This window comes from Candidatus Taylorbacteria bacterium (genome assembly GCA_039934295.1).
GTDB lineage: Bacteria > Patescibacteriota > Minisyncoccia > Phycocordibacterales > HO2-43-120 > HO2-43-120.
Map to the genome: position 1 here is coordinate 1 of JBDTMN010000016.1, position 23,176 is coordinate 23,176.

At 42.1% G+C, this 23,176-nt stretch carries 27 protein-coding genes and 3 tRNA genes; 18 read left to right on the plus strand and 12 right to left on the minus strand.

The window, feature by feature from the left end; translation table 11 throughout:
- Positions 1–124: 124 nt before the first annotated feature.
- Both ruvA and murE read left to right on the plus strand, forming a co-directional pair.
- Positions 125–703 (plus strand): Holliday junction branch migration protein RuvA, encoded by a 579-nt coding sequence (gene ruvA / locus ABI430_04465; GenBank protein MEO8638125.1) that lies wholly within the window; start codon positions 125–127, stop codon positions 701–703.
- Between the two features lie 209 nt (positions 704–912).
- On the plus strand, positions 913–2,130 hold the full coding sequence (gene murE / locus ABI430_04470; protein MEO8638126.1) for a UDP-N-acetylmuramyl-tripeptide synthetase: 1,218 nt from the start codon (positions 913–915) through the stop codon (positions 2,128–2,130).
- A 102-nt stretch (positions 2,131–2,232) separates the two neighbouring features.
- Here the strand turns inward: murE and ABI430_04475 are convergent, their stop codons facing one another.
- On the minus strand, positions 2,233–2,673 hold the full coding sequence (locus ABI430_04475) for a hypothetical protein (GenBank protein MEO8638127.1): 441 nt from the start codon (positions 2,671–2,673) through the stop codon (positions 2,233–2,235).
- A gap of 98 nt (positions 2,674–2,771) precedes the next feature.
- On the opposite strand from ABI430_04475, the gene mutM reads away from it, so the two are divergent.
- Positions 2,772–3,749: a bifunctional DNA-formamidopyrimidine glycosylase/DNA-(apurinic or apyrimidinic site) lyase gene (gene mutM / locus ABI430_04480; protein ID MEO8638128.1), complete on the plus strand. Its 978-nt coding sequence runs from the start codon at positions 2,772–2,774 to the stop codon at positions 3,747–3,749.
- Here the strand turns inward: mutM and ABI430_04485 are convergent.
- The 7 genes from ABI430_04485 to ABI430_04515 form a co-directional block, all read right to left on the minus strand.
- The gene (locus ABI430_04485; GenBank protein MEO8638129.1) at positions 3,738–4,202 is read right to left on the minus strand and encodes a TrmH family RNA methyltransferase; all 465 of its coding nucleotides are present in this window, start codon (positions 4,200–4,202) and stop codon (positions 3,738–3,740) included. The genes mutM and ABI430_04485 overlap by 12 nt on opposite strands.
- A 148-nt stretch (positions 4,203–4,350) precedes the next feature.
- Entirely contained in the window at positions 4,351–4,674 is a 324-nt protein-coding gene (locus ABI430_04490; GenBank protein MEO8638130.1) for a hypothetical protein, read from the minus strand.
- A gap of 319 nt (positions 4,675–4,993) precedes the next feature.
- Positions 4,994–5,065 (minus strand) — tRNA-Arg (locus ABI430_04495).
- A 162-nt stretch (positions 5,066–5,227) separates the two neighbouring features.
- Positions 5,228–6,163: a hypothetical protein gene (locus ABI430_04500; protein ID MEO8638131.1), complete on the minus strand. Its 936-nt coding sequence runs from the start codon at positions 6,161–6,163 to the stop codon at positions 5,228–5,230.
- A gap of 41 nt (positions 6,164–6,204) precedes the next feature.
- A complete protein-coding gene (locus tag ABI430_04505; protein ID MEO8638132.1) occupies positions 6,205–6,708 on the minus strand; it encodes a hypothetical protein in 504 nt (167 codons plus the stop codon).
- Positions 6,709–6,710: 2 nt separating this feature from the next.
- Positions 6,711–7,172 carry a vitamin K epoxide reductase family protein gene (locus ABI430_04510; protein MEO8638133.1) on the minus strand — a complete coding sequence of 154 codons (462 nt, stop codon included), beginning with the start codon at positions 7,170–7,172 and terminating at the stop codon, positions 6,711–6,713.
- Entirely contained in the window at positions 7,150–7,896 is a 747-nt protein-coding gene (locus ABI430_04515) for a thioredoxin domain-containing protein (GenBank protein MEO8638134.1), read from the minus strand. Before ABI430_04515 ends, ABI430_04510 begins: the two co-directional genes overlap by 23 nt.
- 257 nt (positions 7,897–8,153) lie before the next feature.
- Here ABI430_04515 and ABI430_04520 point away from each other — a divergent pair, with 257 nt between their 5' ends.
- On the plus strand, positions 8,154–8,315 hold the full coding sequence (locus ABI430_04520; protein MEO8638135.1) for a hypothetical protein: 162 nt from the start codon (positions 8,154–8,156) through the stop codon (positions 8,313–8,315).
- Positions 8,316–8,626: 311 nt separating this feature from the next.
- On the plus strand, positions 8,627–9,832 hold the full coding sequence (locus ABI430_04525) for a hypothetical protein (protein MEO8638136.1): 1,206 nt from the start codon (positions 8,627–8,629) through the stop codon (positions 9,830–9,832).
- On the opposite strand, the gene proB is transcribed toward ABI430_04525, so the two are convergent.
- From proB to ABI430_04545, 4 genes are all read right to left on the minus strand, one after another.
- On the minus strand, positions 9,833–10,906 hold the full coding sequence (gene proB / locus ABI430_04530; protein ID MEO8638137.1) for a glutamate 5-kinase: 1,074 nt from the start codon (positions 10,904–10,906) through the stop codon (positions 9,833–9,835).
- 83 nt (positions 10,907–10,989) lie between these two features.
- Entirely contained in the window at positions 10,990–12,126 is a 1,137-nt protein-coding gene (locus ABI430_04535; GenBank protein MEO8638138.1) for a hypothetical protein, read from the minus strand.
- Between the two features lie 138 nt (positions 12,127–12,264).
- A tRNA-Ser gene (locus ABI430_04540) sits at positions 12,265–12,351 on the minus strand.
- Between the two features lie 18 nt (positions 12,352–12,369).
- The gene (locus ABI430_04545) at positions 12,370–13,395 is read right to left on the minus strand and encodes an LAGLIDADG family homing endonuclease (GenBank protein MEO8638139.1); all 1,026 of its coding nucleotides are present in this window, start codon (positions 13,393–13,395) and stop codon (positions 12,370–12,372) included.
- A gap of 43 nt (positions 13,396–13,438) precedes the next feature.
- Here ABI430_04545 and ruvX point away from each other — a divergent pair, with 43 nt between their 5' ends.
- The 13 genes from ruvX (at position 13,439) to ABI430_04610 (ending at position 23,091) form a co-directional block, all read left to right on the plus strand.
- Complete coding sequence (gene ruvX, locus ABI430_04550) at positions 13,439–13,873, plus strand: Holliday junction resolvase RuvX (protein ID MEO8638140.1); 435 nt, start codon at positions 13,439–13,441, stop codon at positions 13,871–13,873.
- A gap of 142 nt (positions 13,874–14,015) precedes the next feature.
- On the plus strand, positions 14,016–14,231 hold the full coding sequence (locus ABI430_04555; protein MEO8638141.1) for a ribbon-helix-helix domain-containing protein: 216 nt from the start codon (positions 14,016–14,018) through the stop codon (positions 14,229–14,231).
- Positions 14,232–14,493: 262 nt separating this feature from the next.
- Positions 14,494–14,958 carry a hypothetical protein gene (locus ABI430_04560; GenBank protein ID MEO8638142.1) on the plus strand — a complete coding sequence of 155 codons (465 nt, stop codon included), beginning with the start codon at positions 14,494–14,496 and terminating at the stop codon, positions 14,956–14,958.
- 95 nt (positions 14,959–15,053) lie between these two features.
- A complete protein-coding gene (locus tag ABI430_04565) occupies positions 15,054–15,656 on the plus strand; it encodes a DedA family protein (protein ID MEO8638143.1) in 603 nt (200 codons plus the stop codon).
- 131 nt (positions 15,657–15,787) lie between these two features.
- Positions 15,788–16,825, plus strand: a complete 1,038-nt coding sequence (pilM, locus tag ABI430_04570; GenBank protein MEO8638144.1) for a pilus assembly protein PilM — start codon at positions 15,788–15,790, stop codon at positions 16,823–16,825.
- Between the two features lie 12 nt (positions 16,826–16,837).
- Positions 16,838–17,377: a hypothetical protein gene (locus ABI430_04575; protein MEO8638145.1), complete on the plus strand. Its 540-nt coding sequence runs from the start codon at positions 16,838–16,840 to the stop codon at positions 17,375–17,377.
- A gap of 5 nt (positions 17,378–17,382) precedes the next feature.
- Complete coding sequence (locus ABI430_04580) at positions 17,383–17,934, plus strand: hypothetical protein (GenBank protein ID MEO8638146.1); 552 nt, start codon at positions 17,383–17,385, stop codon at positions 17,932–17,934.
- An 18-nt stretch (positions 17,935–17,952) separates the two neighbouring features.
- Entirely contained in the window at positions 17,953–18,282 is a 330-nt protein-coding gene (locus ABI430_04585) for a hypothetical protein (GenBank protein ID MEO8638147.1), read from the plus strand.
- Positions 18,283–18,454: 172 nt separating this feature from the next.
- A tRNA-Arg gene (locus tag ABI430_04590) sits at positions 18,455–18,526 on the plus strand.
- An 816-nt stretch (positions 18,527–19,342) separates the two neighbouring features.
- Positions 19,343–19,888 (plus strand): ECF transporter S component, encoded by a 546-nt coding sequence (locus tag ABI430_04595; protein MEO8638148.1) that lies wholly within the window; start codon positions 19,343–19,345, stop codon positions 19,886–19,888.
- 5 nt (positions 19,889–19,893) lie between these two features.
- Positions 19,894–22,179 carry an ATP cone domain-containing protein gene (locus ABI430_04600; GenBank protein MEO8638149.1) on the plus strand — a complete coding sequence of 762 codons (2,286 nt, stop codon included), beginning with the start codon at positions 19,894–19,896 and terminating at the stop codon, positions 22,177–22,179.
- A gap of 4 nt (positions 22,180–22,183) precedes the next feature.
- On the plus strand, positions 22,184–22,753 hold the full coding sequence (locus tag ABI430_04605) for a cob(I)yrinic acid a,c-diamide adenosyltransferase (protein ID MEO8638150.1): 570 nt from the start codon (positions 22,184–22,186) through the stop codon (positions 22,751–22,753).
- A gap of 38 nt (positions 22,754–22,791) precedes the next feature.
- Entirely contained in the window at positions 22,792–23,091 is a 300-nt protein-coding gene (locus tag ABI430_04610) for a metalloregulator ArsR/SmtB family transcription factor (protein MEO8638151.1), read from the plus strand.
- Positions 23,092–23,176 lie beyond the last annotated feature (85 nt).

Genomic DNA, 23,176 nt, shown 5'->3' on the forward strand with positions numbered 1-23,176 from the left:
CTGTCCCCTGTGGGATATATGCTAACATTGAACCGTTATCAACTAACGAGAGGCGCAGAGTGCAAAGATGGGTGGCCTTATACATCTAATTTACTAACTTACTAATTACTACTATACTACTCTCATGATTTCCCACCTCAAAGGCACGATCTCGTTCCGCAGTTCCGATTTTTTGGTTGTGGATGTCGCGGGAGTCGGGTATAAAGTGTTTGTGACGGAAGAAACTCTCGATAAGGTGAGCGCAATTGGAGACAGTCAGGTTCACATCTGGACGCATCTTACGGTGCGGGAGGATGCGCACGACCTTTATGGATTTCTCGAAAAAGAGGAGTTGGATTTTTTCGAACTATTAATTACAGTCTCCGGAATTGGTCCAAAAACTGCTCTCGCTATTTTAAATCTTACTCCGGTTGAAACGCTGGCTACCGCTATTGCATCAGGAGACGCGACACTGCTTTCAAAGTCCGCTGGCATTGGAGGCAAACGCGCCGAGAAAATTATTATCGAGCTCAAAGATAAATTTCTAACGGGTGTAAAAGAAGGCGATGGGGGAGCTCTCCGAGATCAGAATGACGCGATCGAGGCTCTCAAATCCTTGGGATACAGTGAAAAAGAGTCACGCGACGCGCTCAAAAAAATAAATAAAGAAATTGTGGGTACTGGGGAGAGGGTCAAGCAGGCTTTGAAACTCTTGGGAAAGTGAGGAATTGATTCAAGTTCATAAAAATAAGCCAAGCTAGATAAAATTACAACACACCCAATTGTCCAAAGCGTCTCTTTGGACAGGAGGGGCGATTGTAAAAAAACGACGTTGTGGGCTATGATTAGCCGATGGAATCTGTATTTCGACTTGGAAAAAAGTTGATTCCTCGCCCTTTTTTTAAGGCTGTTCAGCCCTACTATCATTTGTGCATGTCTTTTGTTGGAGCCGTGATTTACCGTTTCCCCTCACGCGAGATAAACGTAGTCGGTGTCACAGGGACAAAGGGAAAAACCTCCACTGCCGAAGTTGTGAATGCCATTTTAGAGGAAGCGGGATTCAAGACTGCTCTCGCGAGCACTCTTCGATTTAAAATTGACGAAGAGTCTAGACGCAACATGTTCAAAATGACGATGCCTGGGAGGTTTTTTATCCAGCGATTTTTACGCCAGGCGGTGAAAAAAAAATGCACCCACGCCGTGATTGAAATAACTTCTGAAGCGCAAGTGCAACGTCGCAATCGGTACATTTTTCTCGATGCGCTCATTTTTACAAACATTTCACCTGAACATATCGAATCTCACGGCTCGTACGAAAATTATTTGAATGCCAAACTCGAAATTGCGAAAAGTCTCGAGAACTCAAGGAAACCGAGGACAATTCTTGTCGTAAACCGCGACGACAAAGAATCGGCAAAATTTATGGCAGTCGAAGCAAAAGAGAAACTCGCATTTTCACTTACAGATGCGGAGCCGTGGAAGACGAGCGACGATGGAGGAGAGTTTACTTTCCGAGGAGTGCCGATAAAAACAAAGTTACCGGGTAAATTTAATATCTATAATATTTTGTCGGCATCCACATACGCTCTTTCGCAGAAAATCGAGCCATCGGTTATAAAAAAAGCAGTTGAAAATCTTGATCAAATTTTGGGAAGAGTTGAGAAAATAAGGTTGGATCCGAAGCACCCCTTGTTTTCGAGGCAGGATTTTTCTGTGGTCGTGGACTATGCTCATACGGGAGACTCGCTAAGGCAATTTTACGAAGTTTTTGGAGCGACGCGCAAAATTTGTATTTTAGGAAATACGGGCGGAGGCAGGGATACGTGGAAGCGGGGTGAGATGGCGCGAATTGCAGAAGAGCATTGCGACTCTATTATTTTGACCAACGAAGACCCATATGATGATGGCCCGATGAGCATTGTGAATGAAATGGCGAAAGCGATAACGAAGAAGCCCCTAAAAATCATTATTGACAGGCGAGAGGCGATACGAGAAGCGATTTCTCAAGCTCGAACAGGTGATTTTGTCTTAATTACCGGCAAAGGCACGGACCCTTTCATAATGGAGGCAAATGGTAAGAAAACTCCGTGGAGCGATGCGAAAGTTGCTAGGGAGGAATTGGAAAAGCGACTCTCACAATTCAAACTTTAGAAGTTACATTTTATGCTATCCGAGCATAAGACTGAAGTGAAGCGTCTCACGACAGTCCATAAAAAAATGCCGAAACTAGAAGTTTCGGCGACGCAATGAGATTCAATTTCTTCGGAGGAAATCCTCGTATGTTCCCTGAGGAAGCGACTTAATCAAGGCGAATACCACAGAGATAGCGGCAACGGATGGTACAAGATCGTCTTCGGTTTCAAGGATTACATCACCTTTGGAGTTTTTTTCTTCCCCTAGAGGAAGAAAACAGTTTTCATCGGCAACAATACTCGGCACAACATCTGAGGAAAGATGCCATGAGCTGATTTTCTTCGAATTTCTAATCAAGACAGGCTTAAAGTGTTTGAGAATCTCCCGCACGAAGCAGGTCAACGTATCAGCGATTATTTCAGTTGGTCTTGGCTCCTTACTTAGAATCATTGTTCGAAGATTGAATAGATTCTCTGGATTCACCGATATGTTGAGGGTGCGAGAAACTTCTACGAGGAAGCGTTTTTTGCTAAACCGTTGTGAAGAGTTCATGTTTTGCATAAGTTTTTCTATTTGGTCTATCATTAGAATACATCTAAAGTTATTTTCTTACAAAAGACAATTTGAGGTTCTAATAACTTTTGTGCTACCGTAAACAAATGCCAGAGTTGCCTGAAGTCGAGACAACGGTAAAAGGATTAAATGAAAGCGTGACTGGTCTCACGATTGTTGACACATGGACGGATTATGGGAGTTCATTTCACGCTGGGAAAGAAAACATTAAGAATAAGAATTATTTTCCGATATTTAGGCGCGAGGTTAAGGGAGAAAAGATTGTGGGGGCAAAGCGAAGAGGGAAAAATGTACTCATCCATCTTTCACATGGGAAAACGATTTTGATTCACATGAAGATGACCGGACACCTCCTGTACGGGGCGTACAGGAAAAATCCGAAATTCGAAGCACGAAATTCAAAAAAAGTTAAAAATATAAAGATAAACAATTACTGGGCTCACGAAAAATGGATACCAAATGAAGAAAATGAACTTCTGAGAGATTCGTTTAATAAATTTATTCATCTTGTTTTTACTCTTTCAAACAAGAAGCATCTGGCTTTTTCCGATATGAGAAAGTTTGGAAAAGTATCTCTGCTTCCGACCATAAAGCTTCAACATCTGCCCGAGATAAGCCACTTAGGACCGGAGCCATTGCTACCAGTCTTTACTTTACCGGTTTTTCGAATAGCGATTTTGAAGAAATCGAAGGGAAAAATAAAGCAGGTGCTTATGGACCAGTCTGTGATAGCGGGGATTGGGAATATCTATTCGGACGAAATATTATGGAAGTCCGGCGTTCATCCAAAATCAATTGTCACAAAAATTCGTCGACCGGTCTTGAATAAAATTTTTACTTCAATGAAGGAGATTCTCAAAAAAGGGATTGATTTCGGAGGGGATTCGATGTCGGACTATCGCAACCTCGTAGGCGAGCGAGGACGTTTTCAACATACTCACAACGCGTATCGGCTGACAGGAAAATCCTGCAAGAAGTCAGGTTGTAAAGGTAGAATCGAGAGAATGAAAATTGGCGGGCGTAGCGCTCACTTTTGCAATCGGCATCAAAAATTATATGTTTAGGATTTTAAAAAGAGCGATACCTGTGGCGACAGAAACATTCAGGGATTCTTTTTCTCCTTTCATCGGGATTTCGGCAATAATGTCGCACTGGTCTAATATATTTTGAGTGAGACCGTGTACCTCTTCGCCTACAATGAGCGCACAGTCTCCCGAGAGTGATACCGTCTTATAATCAACCGACCGTTTGTCTTGCTCGAGTGCGATGAGTGTCGTCGTCTTTCCTTTCAGTTCTTGTAAAAGCACCTCGATGTCGGGGGCAAAGGTCCAAGGAATAACTTTTTCCGCGCCGAGGGCGACTTTTGCAATGTCTTTTCGTTCTCTTTCAAATTGGTCAGTGGGAGTAGGGGTGTAGCCCGCAAGAAAGATGCGCGACACCCCCGCGGCGTCGGCGGTTCGAAAAATTGAGCCGACATTTCCGGCGCTTCGAATGTTGTAGAGGATGAGGGAGATCATGTGCGGAGTCTAAAGTGCGAAGTTGATTTTTCAACTAGAAAAATCATGTCGAAAGATTTTCAATAGCGTAGCTATTGTAAAATTTTCGACTTAAAGTGTAAAGTAAAAAAAGAAAAGACCATTCAGAGGAATGATCTCGAGCGGCTTCTCACGTCTTTGAAGGCAGAGAAGATAATTTTCGGAGAACGACCGGTGTTTTCCACAAAATGAGATAGACGCTCCCGCAAATGATGCACTTCACTGACCACGACTGCTCTGGAATCCCGATTTCCCGAAACAATTGACGCGTGCATTGACAGGGGCTAGGCGTTTTCAGTTCTTTTCCAGAGTGCAATTTTGGAGCGATGCAAACAGCGATTTGCGTGCTGTCACTGCCCGTTACTTGGACGGTGACTCGAGGGAATTGTCCTCGCAACTTTTCCCGGAGAAAAGTTGTCAAGCTTGTGTTGACCGAAGGCACTGAAGTTTTCATGCGTTTTGCTTTCTCAATTTGGTTTCTGCTGTTCCAAAATAAAGTATACCATTATTATGCCATGAACGGAAAAAGATAGCGGATTTCTGGTCGGCACTTCGCTGTCACGGAGGATAAGGAGCTCATCTCACTTCGTTCGTTTGTGCTCCCAGTAGGACGCTTCGCTATCTCACTCGTCCCTCGTAAGACTCGGGACTCTTTAGAAACCCACGGTTTCTAATTCCTCGAAGACTCGGTTTTCCTCCACGGAAAACTCCCGTTTCCCGACCCCTTCCCAGGTTCGATTCCTACTGTGATCAAAACTCACTTCGTTCGTTTGTGCTCCCAGTAGGAATCGAACCTACATCACAACCTCCGCAAGGTCGCATCCTATCCATTGAACGATGGGAGCAATTATTATTTTATTATCTATCTCTATCCACTCCGACGCTTCTCCGAGAAGGTCGGAGCCCCGACTTTGTTGCAAACGTCGGGGTTGAACGATGGGAGCAATAGTATGCAAGATAGCACAATACTGCTGTCATAGCATAATCTGCTATTTTAGATTCCGACTTTAAAACAGAATTTCTTTTGTTTCTACGAATTTAAGTACCGTTGATGGTAATTGGCCATAGTCTTTCAAATACTGTTCCTGCGCTCTTTCAACTAATCTTTTATACTCTAGACTCATTTTTTCAGCATCTTGCTTATTCTGTGCATCGATTTCGTCTCGTGTTGCCAGATAAAGAAGCTGAATTTTCAGCGCTTTATTGGGAACTGTGGAATATGAGCTGACGGAAGTATTTGAATCGGCAACAAAGTCAAAGCTAATCAAATTCTCTCCTATATTTAGGAATTGATTCTTTGTCTGTTGTGAGACGTAGCTCGAATAAATATCATCATTGTTATTCGCACCATAATCAACACTGATCTCATAGTTACCGGCATACTGAACAATAATTGGTACATTTATTTCCAACTTTCTGTATAGGGATACAGTAACTAGTTTTCCATTGATACCTTGACGCTCTGAAAACGGTTCTTTAAATTCAGTGGATACTGTTCCTATGCGAGCATATTTTTTATACTGCTCTTCACTTGCTTTTTCAGCTGTGATGCTATTTAATCCTTCATTCGAAACAGATTGCAAAGATTGATAAAAATTTGAAATGCCGAGTACAGAAGCTACGATTCCAACCAGAAGAAATAAGGCAGACAGTAACAATATAATTGTTCCTCGTTTATTATTTCTTGCTTCATTTTGCGCATCTGCTTCAAGTCGTTTGCCGATTTTGGATCCAAGATGATGACAAATGCCTGCGGTAAGTCCTACAATAGCGAGAGGGCCAAGAATAATGAACCACGCGGGAGTGAGTGCATTGTGGCTATCGGCTAACAAAGATATTCCAAATATTGCAAAGAAAATAGGAACGGTTAAAACTAATGAAGCAAAACCTAAAGCTAGACCGATAAGAAGGCCCGATATCTTGTATATCCTATTTATTTTCATAATTATTTAAACCTATCAACTTAAAACTTACAAATTTAAGATTAGAACCCCAGAAGTTCCATGAGCTTGAGATAAAGGGGCTCGCGGTGTTCCACTTCCGGAATGAAACCGGACAGAATGTAGCGCACTTCGTCCTGCGTCCTATCTTCGACGGGGACAATAATGTACGAGAGAAGCTTTTTCTTGGATTTTAATATCAGTTTTGAGCGAGGTCCGGGAATATCCTCAACAAAAAAAGATTCAAGAGAGATGTATGGGTAGAGCGTATCCTCGATGTACACTCCTTTTCCGTCAACTCGTAATTTTATTATGCGCGGATGACGGCGCGCAAAAAGAGTGACGGAAAAAGCCATGACAAGAAGCAAAATTCCAAGCAGGACATTTTTGAAAATAATCGCGGTAACAGAGAGAGCAACGGTGATAATCCAAAGAGACCAATACCAGTCACTCGTACGGAGGCGTGGCTCATACTCCGGTGCGTTCCAGGTAAGAGCAGTGAGAATTCTCGGCGAGCCGTAGCTATTTTGTTCTGTTGTTTCGTCCATAATTATGTATTTAAGATTGGAATTTCTGATTTATTTCGCAAAGACGAAAGCGTGATTTGGCCGATGACAAATAGGACAAGTGAGATAGTTGCGGAAATCATGCAGTAGAGACATATCGCGTGGATGACAAAAAACTGAAGATAGACGAGCCAAAGCGACACAAGAAAGGCCGGCACAACAATGTAGGAGGCTATTTTGAGCGTTCCTGTTTTTCTTGAATCGAAATAGATGATGCAAAAAATAATTAATGAGAGATAGTAGAGAGCTCCTACGAGGGCGAGGGGCACTCCGCCGATTTGCGAGTAAGAGCTGTTGGTAACTATATCGCATCCGCCGAATACCGAACAGGGGATGGGAGTTCCGAGATAATGCTCAACCGTAAGATAGGACGCGTCAATGAAGCCCGCAAAAGCGAACAGCGAGAAGAGCGCGACGAGGACGTTAAGGTTTTTTGGTGATTTCATCTTTGATGAGTTTCTTAAATTCATCGAAACTTTTTGGAGCGAGCTTCGTGTTGCCGAGGTAGAATGTAGGAGTAGAATTGACGCCGTAGGAATTGCCGCTCGCCATATCTTCATCAATTTTTACTCCGGTTTCTTTAGATTCGAAGTCTCTCTTGTATTCCCCTATGTTGAGTTTCAAGGTGGTTGCGTATTCGAGGAAAATATTTTTCGCGTCGCTTTTTCCGGTCCAATCATTCTGATGCTCATAAATGAGGTCGTGCATTTCAAAGAATTTTCCCTGCGCTCCTGCGGCTTCAGCGGCACGGGCCGCGAGGCGGGCGTTTGCATGTTGGGGAAGCGGATAGTTTCGGAATATCACTCGAAGGTCGTTTTTAAACTGACTTTCCAATTCCCTTAGAACGGGATGGTAGAGTCCGCATGCGGGGCACTCAAAGTCGCCATACTCGATAAGTGTTGTGGAAGCATTTGCATTGCCTCGAATCCAGTCAGTTCCAATCACCGAATCCGAAATATTGACTGGTGTGTCTTTTTCAGAACTAGGAGGATTATTCTTTACAATTCGGACGAGCCCAAAGAGTACTGCGCCGATGACAATGACCACCGAAATCCAAAGAACGACTCTGGATTTCGATTCCTTGATTTCGCCTTCTGCCCTTCTTGCAAGCTTCTCCTGCCTCTTTTGCTCGCGCCTCTCTTTTATTGTGAGGTCTTCATTGTTTTCCATATGGTGGAAGTATAGCAAAATTAATGTAATAATAAAAGATATTTACCCCATGGCAGAGCCCTGCCCGCTAGGAACACGAAGACTTGTTCCTAGCCGTGACGAAGTCACGGGGTATTCAACCTTTTGATACGACTTCGACTCGCGCTTCATGCCTGCATAAGAATGCAGTCGCGACGCCACTCGCTCGTCGTAATAAAAGAGCAATCATTAAACCAAGTAGTTATTATTCAACAAAGTCGCTTTAATTATTAAAATATATGGCTGATATAAATAAATCAAGGGCAGATGCAAAGTGGTGGCAAGAGGAACTCAGCATTCGTGAAGGTAAGGTAGGAGAAGCAAAACGAATGGTCGAGCAAAGAGAAAGAGAATTAGAGACCGCTGAACGAGAAGAAAGAAACCAAAAAAAAGGTGCTTAAAGACATGGATTATTTGGCGTTGTGCGGGATTTTGATTGTCGCTGACGAGAGAACGGGAGAGGAATTGGAAGCATTTTCTCGGGGCATGGAGCGTGATACAATACGGATGCTTATCAGTTAATCAAAACACATATGCGTGGAGAACATTAATTGAGGTAGAACGAATAGAGACGCAAGTCTCTATTGTTCTAAACGGAGGGCACTAATAACTGAATAACATATGACTGAATAACTAAAAATAGATCAGATTTTTCTTTTTCTCGCCATTCTGATATTAGTTATTCAGTCACTCAGTTAAAGTCACAAGTCAAATGAATGAGCCCAAATCAATCTATGCTACCGTGGAGTGCCCCTATTGTGGCAACAGTCCGACGAATCATTTTTTAGCACATGCGAACAATACGGTTTTTATTGCATGGAACAAAGTATTGGAAAAAACATTTCTTAAGGATTTAGATGGAGACACCTTCCCAAAATTATTTGACCCTTTTTTTTCTCGGCTTGAAAAAAGTATATTCTCCACGCTCTGTTTTTTTAAGGTTGCGCGTTTTCATTCAAACATCGACGGAGCGGCAGATTTGCGCTCCCGCATGATTTGGCTTGAGGCCATAAAACGCGAAATCCCTATGGAGCAGTTTGTTATTTTAGGAAAAGCTACCGATTGGTATAGAGCAAAAGTGCAGGGCGTGTGGCGGTATTTTGTAAGCATCCCTATCCCTCCTCGGTTTCCGAGTGAGGGCAATTTCTGGATTGACGACAAACATATTCTCAAAGAAAAATTGATGGCGGGAGGCATTCCTGTGCCCCGCTCGGAAACGGCGACAAGCGAAAAATCCGCTCTCTCCATTTTTGTGAAATGGCAGAAGCCTCTCATGGTGAAACCGCGCTCCGGTTCGCGCGGTCGTCACACTACCACTTACATATTGAACAGGGAGGATTTTCTCTTGGGCTTTAAGCGAGCGCAGAAACTTGGTCATTTCGTTCAGGTTGAGGAACATTTGGCGGGCAATGTGTGCAGGGCGACCATAGTAGATGGAGTTTTGCGAGGTTTTTTGAAAGCCGAGTCTCCGAGGGTAATCGGAGACGGAATTTACACCATTAGCGAGCTTATCGAGGAAAAAAATAAAAATAAGCCGGACAAAATCGGCGATGTGATTGTTAAAGTTGAGCTTGTTGAATTTGTGCGTAGGCAGGGATATGAGCTTTCCGATATTTTAGCGAAGGGGAAGACGTTGCCCCTGCTTTCCCGAACAGGCCGTCTGTTCGGAGGAAGGACAAAAGAAATGGCGAAGGAAGCGCATCCCAAACTTAAAGATTATTTAGAGAAGGCATCGAAAATAATCGGCACACCCCTCGTCGGTTTTGACCTCATCATCGAAAATCCCGAAAGTGACCCAGACGGCGCTCGATGGGGAATTATTGAAGCAAACAGTCTGCCCTTCATTGACCTCCACGAGTTCGCTCTAGAAGGCGCTCCGGCAAACATTGCCTCTTACATTTGGGATTTGTGGCCATAATCACTCAATAAACATATAGTCGTAATGCACGACTGTACGACCGCCTTTTACGCCAGCTAATTCTTTCACTTTCATGGAGTCGAGGGCGCTCACTCCAAATCCGATTTTTTGGTTGCTCATATTTCGAATTTCTACAACGTCGTCTTTTTTGAAATCGCCTTTGATGTGAATTACGCCAATCGGAAGGAGACTCATAGCTTTTTCCTTTGCAATTAACATATCTTCAGCACATTTGTTCACTATAATTGCTCCCATAGTGAGTCCTTCCGAGTATGCCAAACGGCGTTTTACTCCGCTCGTTTTTCTAAGGGGGATAAATTTTGTACCGATTGGTTTGCCGTGCATTATGTCAGTGAGAACATTTTCTTTTTTGCCGTGAGCAATGTGTACAGCAACTCCTGAAGAAATAAGTTTCTTTGCAACAGCGAATTTGGTCATCATGCCACCACGTCCTACATTTGTCTTTTCTCCTGTAATATGTTTTTCGCAAGTAGCGAGATTTTTGAAGTTTATCTCTGGAATGATTTTTGAAGACGGGTCGGAAGGGGAGCCATCCATCACACCCTCTACACTGGTGAGAATTATTACTGCGTCTACTACGAGCTGTGCCGCAACAAGACCAGCTAATTCATCGTTATCGGTAAAGACGAGTTCTTTAATGGCAACTACATCATTTTCATTTACCACCGGTACTATGTCCTCTCGAAGTAAATTCAAGAAACAATGATGCATGTTTTGGTAATGACTGCGGTCTCGAAAGTCTTCTTTGGTAACCAGCACTTGGGCGCAGAGAAGACCACACTTTCCGAAAAGTTTCGAGTATGTTTCCATCAGTTTCACTTGACCCAATGCCGCGAACACCTGTTTGTTTCCAACTGTTTCTGAATTCATTCCTGATTTTAAAAGACTTCGGCCAGATCCGACGGCTCCTGATGTTACAAGCACGGTTTCAACCCCACTCTTTTTTAGGGAAGAAATTTGGTTCACAATGTTTTCCAAAACGGATTCATCTATCGTGCCGTCTTCTTTTGAAAGTACCTTCGTTCCTATTTTTACGATAATGCGTTGGTACATGGGTAGGTGTAAGGTGTTAGGTTCTAGGTGTAAGTTGGGAAAAAAGGTGACCTATGTCAAGGACGGTCCTTGCCGAAGGCGGATTAATTGACCTTGTATTCCTTTAATTCGCTACTTATATCCTCTGAAGAGTTATCATGGTCAACATTATAAGTTTTTGATTTCACTCCCCCTACTGTAGGGAAAAACCATAATGTACTTTTATTAACCCCATTTATTTTTTCTAATCTGAAACTGTTATCAAAATTTCCTGCTGGCACTGTAACATTTTCAACCCCTGCAACTGGATACTCTATTGAGAGGTCTGGAAAAGCCTTCCAACCTTTACCTTGGGTTAATGGAAAATCATAAATAAGAGGGGCATTTTTCACGATGTCACTTATGGTAGTATCTTCAACGGGTTTATTTATAGTTACCGTAAAAGTGCTTGCGCTAGTAACATAAATCGTGTTATCAACCAGAATGTAATATTGAGTTACAGAAAATCCTTTATAACTTGTCCTCTCAATTTTATAGACTTTATACCCATCCTTTGTCGCTGTTGATGAGACAACCTTTGTGGTTGAGACAAAATCAATATTTTTGACATTATTATTTTCATCGGTCGTAACAATATGTTGATTATATGTCCAATAATTTCCCTCTTTAAGCGGAAAATATTTTTGCATATCAAAATCTATTGGAATATTTTGTGTAACCGTACCCCCATTATTGACATTAGTTTCAACCGCTTGTTTTTCAAGAGCAACATTGCCATTCAAGACAGCACGAAGTGTAAAAAATGCCAGTGAAACGGTTGGCAGAAAATTTATTAAGCAGAACAAAATTGCCAACAGAGCCTTGATTTTATGTTGCCTAAAACCCATTACAGAAAAAACAATCCCGATAATTCCTACTGGTATAAATAAAATTATGGATAATATTTTCAGCCAATAAAATAGCGAGTATGGTGTTGTGGGAACTCCAAATAGTATGAACCACGGGAGAAAGGTAATTAACGCTATATAAAAAGCTATTTTTGCTTTGTTGTTTTGATTAGACTGTTCTGATTGACTTAAATTAGCATTTGGCATTGTGTTGCTCTCGATGTCAGAAAACGCAGTATCTGTATCAGCCTGTGTCCAGCCACCGCCTTGCATGAGGGTAGCAGTGATTTGTTCTTTCGTCTTACCCTGTGCGAGTTCGCTTTTTATATAGTTGTATAGTCCGAGGTCGGTCATACAGGTATTATCTAACGGATGAGTTTAACTGTCTATAAACAAATCCCTGTCCGCAGCATGGCAATAATTAGAATTTATTCATAAAAGTTCCGAAAAATCCTTATATTATTTGGTTCTGAAACCATTTTCGAAAATATGCGGAGGAGGTGAGATTCGAACTCACGAACGAGTTTCCCCGTTAATAGTTTTCAAGACTATCTCCTTAAACCACTCGGACACTCCTCCTTTTACAAATTTATTAAACTATGTCAACAATCTATTCAATCGGGACATATGCTTTGGATTGCTCGTCCCAATTGTTTTGAAATATTGCCATATTTTCTTTTTATCTTCAACTTGAACTGATTTTCCCTTCCGGCGTAATTTAGGATTCAGTCGAAAACTATTCATAATTTTTATTACTGATCTAGCTAAATGAGGTGATGCTGTCGTAAAATTCAATCTCGCATAAGCATACTTTCTACCCTTTATTGTATGAACTTCATGAAATACGCAACCATCTGTATCAATTAGGCCCCGCAGACATGCTTTTCGGTACTCTTTTTTTTTCATAATCCAATTCGGTATATCTAAGTTTTGAGAAAGTTTATTTCCTTTCTTTAGTCCAAGGGTATTTGTTAAATATGATACTAGTTTTGTTCTTGAAACATATATATCTATACCTTTTGAGTTTTCTCTACTTGTCATTCCTGGGGTTATTTTGAAAAGTTTATATATGAGCTGGCATACAAACTTTACATATTCAGCATCAGTTTCTGCATTGAGACTGATTCTAATTTGATAAGTTTGAATACCGCCGTCTCCAATCATAATGCCAAAAAACTCTGCCAGTTCTTTAGACATTCTCGGACTTTTAAATGATTTTGTTATTCCAATAATTTTACTCTTATTTTTACCCTCTTGCTCCCACCATTTTTTCCATTGAGTTTTTCGATATTCATTATCTATACCTATAGTTCCATATTTTTTGTACCTAGCTATACCACCTAGTGATGCCCCAATTTTTGCATACCAATATTTTTCCTTGATAATGATATCTTTTGGATGATTTGTTTTAGATAGGGAACATAAAGTATCTAGCGCAGAATAGGTCATTAAATTCTTTTCTCTCACCCAGTCTGTAAATGATCTGGGACTTAAAGAGAGTAAAGAGGCAAGCTGAACTTGTGAAAGTTTGAGTTTACTCAAAACATCTTTCAAAAATTTCTTTTGACTTCCTTTTGGGAATAAAACTCTGTTTCCTATATTTTCAATAAGCCTTTCTGCCATACCTCTATTGTACCATGAATTGATCTCAAATAGACTTAAATATATGCGTTACATGGGAATCGACTATGGCTCAAAGCGGGTGGGAATTGCGCTTTCGGATGAAGGATTGCAGTTTGCATTGCCAAAGGTGGTTTTGCCGAACGATTACAAATTGATCGAGAGAGTTAAACGACTCTGTGACGAGAGTGCTGTTTCTCTGATTGTTCTCGGAGAATCTAAAAATTATAAGGGTGAGGACAATGCAATTATGGAAAGCATTACAGCGTTTATGAAAGAAGTTAAAGGCATGACGGGACTTCAGGTGGTTCTTGAACCTGAATTTATGACGAGCGCGGAGGCTGGGAGGACGGAGTTTCGACGACCGGATAGCTCGGAGGGGGATCGGCTTACCCGAGGAAAGAAAGAAAAAAACGATATGCTCGATGCTTCGGCGGCGGCTCTGATTTTAAAAAGCTATCTTGAGAGAATTAAGAATTAGAAATTACGAATTACGAATGAATTGATGAAAGAAAATATTATTCAAAATTATCGAGAGATAATTTTGACTGACGTCAGAGGATGATTTCGGGTTATCCACAAAATCGAATTGACCCTGTATTACAGTGTGTTACACTTACGTCATGAGAACAGTTATCAATATATCTCTCCCTAAGGAGCTTAAAAAGGAAGTGGAAAGCGCCGTGAAGCGCGATCGCTATGCCTCAAAAAGCGAATTTTTTCGAGATCTTTTGCGTATGTGGAAGGATGATCAATTGCTAAAGGATTTGAAAGAAAGTCAGAGAGAATTTGCCCAAGGGAAAGGAAAAGTTCTCAAATCTCTAAAAGACCTCGGCTAATGTGATTATCGAATATTCCCCAAAATTTGCTCGAATGCATAGAAAACTTTCAAAGGAGATGAAAGAATACTCTGAAAGACAGGTCTCTATTCTCAAGAAAAATCCTTTCGATAGTCGTCTAAAAACTCACAAGCTTTCGGGAAAATTTGAGAATTATTTTGCATTCTCGATCGGATTCAAGTATAGAATTATATTTTCTTTCGAAACCAAAAAAATTATTCGACTGCACGCCATAGGCGATCATGATATCTATAAATAGTTTATGATTACGTTTGAAGATTTTAAGAAGGTGGAAATAAAAGTGGGAAAGATACTTGCAATCGAGAAGATTCCGGACACAGAAAAACTCCTGAAGCTCAAGGTTGATTTTGGGCTAAAACAATTTTCATCCGAAAATCGTTCGCCCGAAAATTCTGTTAACCAGAATTTTTTAGGGCTAAAACCCGCGGCCGCAACGGCCGCGGGTTCTCCTAGCCCGGCGCCAGTTGCTTCCGAATTAGGGGAGGAAACTCTCGATATTCGCCAGATTGTTTCAGGTATCGCGCTTTATTTTCCCGACCCGCAGGTACTTCTCGGGAAAAAATGCATGTTTGTCACGAATTTGGAACCCCGAGTCATTAAAAGATTTGAAAGCAATGGTATGCTCTTTGCTGTCTCAACGGACGACGGAAAATTTTCACTTTTAGAGCCGAGCGGGGATATTCCGGAAGGAACGACTGCGAAGTAACTTAACACAGAACACACACGGACGAAGCACACGGAAAGGCACAGAAGTTCCGCCTCAGTTCCGAGTTCTTAGTTCGAGTTTGTTCAGTGATAAATATGTTTCATTTTCTCGATCCAATTTTTCTCATTAAAACGCTGGGGCTTGTGGGTGTTATCGCCATCGTTTTTGCCGAGTCAGGACTATTTTTCGGTTTCTTTTTTCCCGGCGATTCGCTTCTCTTTACTGCAGGTTTTCTAGCGTCACAGGGGTATTTTCCGATAGCATATCTCGCAATTGGGAGCGCATTTGCCGCAATTTTAGGCGACAGTGTCGGGTACGCTTTCGGCAAACACGTTGGACCCAAAATTTTTACCCGGGAAGACTCGTTTTTTTTCCACAAGAAACATGTTGAGAGAACAAGGATTTTTTATGAGAATCACGGAAACAAAACTATCATTCTCGCGCGGTTTATTCCAATCGTCCGAACCTTCGCACCAATTTTGGCAGGGGTAGCTCGGATGAACTATTCTCGCTTTCTCTTTTACAATATTGCGGGTGGATTGTGCTGGTCTTTCGGCATGAGTTTTTTGGGGTTCTATCTGGGGAGGAGAGTGCCTCACATTGACCGCTTTATCCTCCCGATAATAGTCCTCATTATCGCTGTGTCATTCTTTCCAATTGTCATTGAATTGGTAAAGGCACGGAGAAAAAAAGATTAGTGAAGTAAATTGGAGGATTATCCCTCTTTATACAAAATCCTATATACGGTATACTTAAACGTATGTCCTCTTTCTCTCAATCCCAAAAAATATTTTTTTCGGAATCTTTTCCACCACCTCAATTTTTAAACATGCCCCGAATGGGACTCGACATCTCTTCTCACTCGGTTCGGTTCATGGAAATGCAAAGAACAAAAAACGGTCTTCGGCCCGGGCGTTACGGGGAAAGGAAAATTCCCGAAGGCGCAAGTTATTCCGAAGAAGTTCAGACAAATAAGGAACTAAAAGAAGCACTCATCTCGCTTAAACAGGAGTACAAGCTCAAATTCGTGAACGTTTCTCTGCCTGAAGAAAAAGCCTATCTTTTTCAAACTGCCCTCCCAGCCTTGAATGAATCCGATATTCGCGGGAGCATCGAGTTATCGCTCGAAGAAAATGTTCCGATTTCCGGCGCGGAAGCAGTGTTTGACTATTCGGTCATAGAGGAAGTGAGTTCGAAAGAAAACGCGAAAACGGAGAAAGGTATCGCCGTATCTGTGATACCGCGCAAAGTGGTAGAAGGCTTCAGCGAACTTTTTGGAAGTTTGGGTCTGGTGCCTCTTTCCTTCGAGCTTGCCGCAGAAGCCATAGCCAGGGCAATCGTTCCGAGAGGTGACGGGAAAACGTACATGATTGTCAATTTAGGGGAGAAAAAAACGGGAATCTACGTCGTGTGCAAAGGAATCGTTTTTTTTACAACCACTCTTAGCTTTGGAGGGGAGGCATTGACGTCGGGTATCGAGAAACTTTTCAATGTTTCAAATGAAGAAGCGATTAAAATAAAAAAAGGCAAGGACTTTATCAAGACTAAGGAGAACATGAAGCTCTTTTTTTCGCTTCTGAACCCCATTTCCTCCCTGCGGGACGAAATTAACCGGCTCTACATTTACTGGAACACACATAAGAATCAAAAAGGTGAAGAAAATCCACCGATTCAAAAAATTATTCTCTGTGGAGCGGATTCGAATCTGCACGGCTTTGACGAGTATCTCGCGATTACTCTCAAAATCGAATGCGAGGTGGCAAATGTGTGGACCAATCTTTTCTCATTTGAAGAATATATCCCCGAGCTTTCTTTTGCGGATTCTTTGAATTATCCGACAGCGATAGGACTAGCAATGGTCTCGTAAGACCAGATTTCAATGCACAATCTACTACTTGAAAAAAATAAAAGAGATATTGAAAGGGAATACTGGTTCCGTCTCACCATCATATTTCTTTTTCTGTTGTCCGTTTTGGGTGTCATTCTCTTTATTGCGCTCATTCCGTCGTACATTTTTGCCGGTTTGCAAGAGAAGTCGGCGCTTGAGAAAAAGCAGACTGGGGAGCAGTCGGCCGTTAGTGTGGAAAGCCGAAATCTAGATTTGTTGTTCAAAGAAACCACGAATAGAATAGCAGAGCTCGGGGGAGAAGGTTCGAGTCTATCATTGCATGAGATTATTGCGTTGATTTTGAAGCACAAGAATTCGAGCATTCGAATTGAGGGTTTCACCTTTGAACCTGAAAAAGACAAAACGCGTGCCCTCTCTCTTCAGGGTATCGCGGCATCCCGCGATAGTCTTGTGTCGTTTCGAAATGACCTAGGGCAAGAAAAGGACTGGCAAGTAAGTTTGCCCGATTCCAATTTTGCCAAACAGAGCCAAATAGATTTCAATCTCGAACTTATCATTCCCGTTCGTTGATACTCATGAACATGAAAAAATTTTCAAGCACAAAACAAATAGGGGTCGTGGCGATTCTCCTCAATATCGCAATTTTTTCAGCTTGCGTGATTCTTTTCCTCAATATCCAGAAAAAAAAGCAGGTCATTTTGGCCGTTGCGCAGGAGCAGAGTTTGCAGTCGTTGCAAGAATCAAATTATCTTTCTTTTAAAAAAACTATGGAGAACACCAAGACGGACCGGGAGAAACTCGATTCATTTTTTGTGGGAGGAGACGGAGTGGTACCCTTTATCGAACTTGTTGAAGGGCAAGGGAGGCTAAGCGGGGCGACCACCTCCATTACTTCGGTAGGAACGGTAAAGAGCGCCTCTGCGTCGTCATCGATTGAAGTGCTCAATCTCCAAGTCGAAGCCGCGGCGGGATGGAAAAGCTTGTACCACTTTCTCTCACTTCTCGAAAATCTGCCCTATAGAATAGCGCTTGCAAATGTCGCAATGAAAACGGATCAGGGAGGAAAGAAGGGATACTGGGAAGCCAGTTTTGTCCTTAAGGTTCTCAAATTAAAAGGAGGTCCATAGCGAACAGTGGCAATTATTATGAAATTCTCTTTCAAAAAAAAGAAGGCCGCATCCAACAAGAAAAAAATTCCTATCTTTTTCTCTTTCTGGAAAAATCCGTATCACGATTGGAAAATTTTGCTGATTGTAAGTGCTGTCCTTTTTTTAGCGGTTCTCTCTTTAAGCATCTATCTTTTTGCGGGCGTTCTCAAGGGTGATTTATCTTCGGTTCCTCTCCAGGAAGAGGCGACGCCCAAAACATTTAAACAGGAAGTATTGAAGGGAATTATTTCCGATTTTGATGCCAGAGCGATAAAACTCAATGAATTAAGGGCTCAACGAATCGATATTGCCGACCCCTCGCTTTGACGAGAGAGCTTAAAGTTGTTAGGTTTTAGCTACTAACGTAAAGACATAGTAAGAAAGCTCCCGGTCCGACGCGTTTAAAAAACGGTCGGAGTCCCTACCTCCGGCACTCCAAGTGCTCGGAGCGTCGGGGGGGTAAGGAGTGTTGAGGTTCGTTTAAAAGATTGAATCATAAGCTCCCGTAGTTCAATGGATAGAACAGCGGACTTCTAAGCCGTTGATGCAAGTTCGATTCTTGCCGGGAGCACAATGAACGAAGTGAATTGGGTCACGGCAAGAATCGAACTTGGGAAGGGGTCGGGTGAGAAGCTCTGGGAGAGCTTCGCAAGACCTTGAGTATTCCGTCTTCGGAAAGCGAAAGGTGTATAGTTTCTGTAAGAAAACGGGAGTTTCCCGTGGAGGTGAGAAGCGAAAACTTGGAGCTTCGCAAGACCTTTTGAGACAATTTCTGAATTGTCCAAAAGGTGTACTGTTCCTGTAAGGAAAACCGAGTCTTCGAGGAATTAGAAACCGTGGGTGAGCTTGTGCGGGGCACAAGTGCAAGACCTTGAACGTTTTGTTTCAAAATGTGAAAGGTGTACAGAACCTGTAAGGTTTCTAAAGAGTCCCGAGTCTTACGAGGGACGAGTGAGATAGCGAAGCGTCTTGCCGGGAGCACAATGAACGAAGTGAATTGGGTCACGGCAAGAATCGAAGCCCGATTGAGCATTTTTTCGAGTTTACTTCAAACGAAAAAAAATCCAATCGGGGCACTGAACATGTAATGTTCGATTCTTGCCGAGAGTACACAAAACAAAACCGTCCGCCTTAGGCGGACGGTTTTGTTCGTGCGCGGTGCATGACTCGTCCAAGGTTATTTTTCTCCTGAAAAAATTTGTTACCCCAACTCGGCTCGTCGGCTCCCTTCCCACTAATGCTCCGCGTTAGAGTCCGAAGGGTTTTCGATATTTTTCATTTCTATTATAGTGGTTTAGTAGTTGCGAAACTATGCAACTCTAGTTATACTAAGGTATACCCTTTTTTTATTGAAGCAAAGGGGATTAACAATAACAGCGCAATCACTATGGATACATACAAAAAGAATTGGTTTAAGTTTGTTGTCGGTTTTATTGCATGTCTCCTTATTCGGCTCATTCCGTTTCGCGCGCCAAATATTGAGCCAGTGCTTGCGACTCAAATGCCATTTTCCAAAGCATACGGGGCATTTGCCGGTTTTCTTTTTGCCTTTTTAAACATCGCTCTCTTTGACTTCATAACTGGCAAATTAGGAATATGGACACTACTGACTGCCTCAACCTATGGCGTCCTAGGTTTTTGGTCGGCTTACTATTTTAAAAAACACAAAGCCAATAGAGCAAATTATGTTCGATTTGCAATTCTCGGAACTCTTTTTTTTGATGCAGTAACCGGTCTTTCTATAGGTCCACTATTTTTCCATCAGTCATTTATGGAGGCGTTCATCGGCCAGATTCCATTCACAGGACTTCATCTCGTAGGCAACATATCATTTGCGATTGTATTGAGCCCTGCGCTTTATAGATTTGTCGTTGAAAATAAAAGGCTAGAAACAGCGTCGATTGTTAACATTTTTAATTTTAAAAGAATTTGAATACTATGAAAAATAAAAAAAAGTTCACAGCACTTACAAGAATACAAAAACGCGACGGAACAGTCGTTCCTTTTGACGAGAAGCGCATTCATCGCGCCATTTTACGGGCGATGAATGCAATTGGGGAAGGGAGCGAGTCCGACGCTCTTATGGTTATGCATAAGGTACTTGAGGCACTTATCCTTCTTAAAAAAGAGCGACAAAAGGAAAAAAGGGAGAAACATTTCCTCCCTTCCGTCGAAACGATTCAAGATATTGTAGAAAATGAACTCATCGCATCCAATTTTACTCAAACGGCCAAGTCATATATTCTCTACCGAAAAAAGCGCGCCATAGTGCGAGAGAAAGTTGGTTTTGTGCCAGAAAAAGTGAAAGAGCTCGTAACTCAAAGCAAAAAATATTTTAGGAATCCACTTGCCGAGTTTGTTTATTACCGAACGTACGCGAACTGGATTTCTGAAGAAGGGCGACGCGAAACATGGATTGAAACAGTCGATCGTTATATGGGTTTTATGCGCGAAAATATGAACGGAAAATTAACTGAAAATGAATACAACGAGATTCGCGAATCGATTCTCAATCAGGAAACGATGCCGTCAATGCGCTTGCTTCAATTTTCAGGAAAGGCGGCGCGCCGAACAAATGCGTGCGCCTATAATTGTTCATTCATTGCTCCAAAATGCTTTCAAGATTTTGCCGAGATTATGTACATCTCTATGTGTGGCACTGGTGTCGGCTGGTCGGTTGAGAGCGAAAATATCCAAGCCTTGCCACAAATCAAAAAACAAACGGGTAAAAATTTTCCTTTGTACATTATTCCCGACAGTAAAGAGGGTTGGGCTGATGCTTTTGCTTTTGGTCTTACACAATGGTTTGAAGGTAACGATGTTGCGTTTGATTATTCACTTATCCGTCCGGCAGGTTCTCGACTCAAAACAATGGGAGGAAAAAGCTCCGGACCTGCACCTCTCCGTTCTCTTATTGAATTTTCTCGCGAGCGGGTATTGCGCAAACAAGGCAGGCACCTTACCAATCTTGATGCTCACGATATTATTTGCAAAATCGGGGAGTGTGTAGTGGCCGGAGGTGTCAGGCGCAGCGCCATGATTTCTCTTTCTGACTTGGATGATGAAGCCATTCGAGATTCAAAGAAGGGCCAGTTTTACATCACGGAAGGACAAAGAATGCTCGCTAATAATTCCGCGGTGTACAACTCTAAACCGACGACTCCAGAATTTCTGGATGAATGGACGGCGCTCGTGAAAAGCGGTTCGGGCGAGAGAGGGATTTTTAACAGAGGAGGGCTTGTAAAAACATTGCCGAAACGGCGATTGAAACAATTTAAAAATACTAAGTCACCATCGTGGGGGACTAACCCTTGCGGTGAAATAATCCTTCAATCAAAACAGTTTTGCAATTTAAGTGAAGTTGTTGCACGTGCGGACGATACAGAAGAATCGCTTCTCAAAAAAATACGCATAGCGACTATCATAGGAACATACCAGTCAACACTTACTTACTTTCCTTACCTCTCAAAAGAATGGAAGAAGAATTGCGAAAAAGAACGGTTGCTCGGAGTTTCCATCACTGGTCAGTGGGACTGTGAAATTGTTCGAAACGGAAAGATGCTAGAAAAAATGAAAGCACTGTCTCTAGAAATAAATAGGAAATACGCAAAGCGTTTTGGTGTCGGTCAGTCTACATGCATTACGTGCGTAAAACCATCGGGGACAGTTTCCCAGACAGTTGATTGCTCATCCGGAATGCATCCGCGCCACGCGCCATACTATATCCGCCGTGTTCGCATTTCAGCAACTGACGCTCTGTTCAAGATGCTCAAAGACCAAGGCGTGCCGTATTTACCGGAGGTGGGTCAAACACATGAGAATGCTTCAACGTATGTGTTTGAATTTCCAGTAAAAGCGCCAGATGGAGCAATTTGTAAAGATGACGTGAGCGCGCTTAAACAGCTTGAACATTGGAAAATAGTTAAAGAACATTTCACGGAACATAACCCATCAGTGACTATTTCAGTTGGTGATGATGAGTGGATCAGTGTCGCTCATTGGATATACGAAAATTGGGATTTAGTCGGCGGTCTCTCATTCTTGCCACGTTCAAATCATGTCTACGAGCTTGCTCCATATGAGACGATTACAAAAGAAAGGTATGATGAAATGCTAAAAAAAGTAGATTCATTGGATTTTTCAAAAATAGTTACTTATGAGACTGATGACGAAACGGAAGTAAAGCGAGAACTCGCCTGCGTTGGTGGTCTTTGCGAAGTCTGAAATTATGTTATATACAAGAAAAGGGGACAAAGGAACAACGAGACTTTTTGACTGTCCGAACGGCATGCGCATGAGCAAATCTGAAATTGTTTTTGAGGCGCTTGGAACACTTGATGAACTTAACTCTTCGATTGGGTATGCCAAAGCGCTCTCTAAAAAAGGAAGCACTACAGTCTCTATTGAGACAAAAAAAGTATCCTACGAAGCGATTCTTGAAAAACTGCAACAAAACTTGTTTTGCATACAAGCAGAACTTGCTGGAGCAAAGACAAGTCTTACAAAAGAACATATTACATTCCTCGAACAAGTTATTTACGAAATAGAAACTGTCTTGCCGCCAATTACTTCGTTTAAAATTGCCGGCGGGGGAGATACCGGCGCTTATTTGGATATTACCCGAACAATTGCGAGGAGAGCGGAGAGACTCGTTGTGACTGTGCGAGATAAAAAGGGAAATAAAGTGAGCGATTTGAGTATTCAATTTCTCAACCGTCTTTCAAGTGTGTTGTACGCGTTGGCTCGGTTTGCCAATTACCAAGAGGGGTATAGAGAGGCAGGGCCACATTATCGTTGATTGCTTTTAAAGTCTGATTGTTGCATACTTTAGAAACTATGAAGATTAAACGACCACTTCCACGAATCGCTTATGAAAACAATGCAGAAATATACAAAATTTTGGCGAATTCAAAGCGTCTTGAAATCTTGAATCTTCTTCGTGAGCAAGAAATGTCAGTTGAAGACCTCATAAAAACATTGGGAATTGCAAAAGCAAATGTGTCTCAACATTTGGCATTACTTCGGCATGCAAAGTTGGTGACAGTACGACGCGACGGATTGAATGGATTTTATAATATTATTGACCCTCGTATTGTCGAACCATGTCGGATTCTCCATGAGCTTTCTTTGAAATAATCTTTCGGGCTCCGAGTCCTGACGAAAGTCCTCCCAGCACTTTCTCAGCGTCGACAAAAAATTACAGGGGAATTTTTTGTGCGCG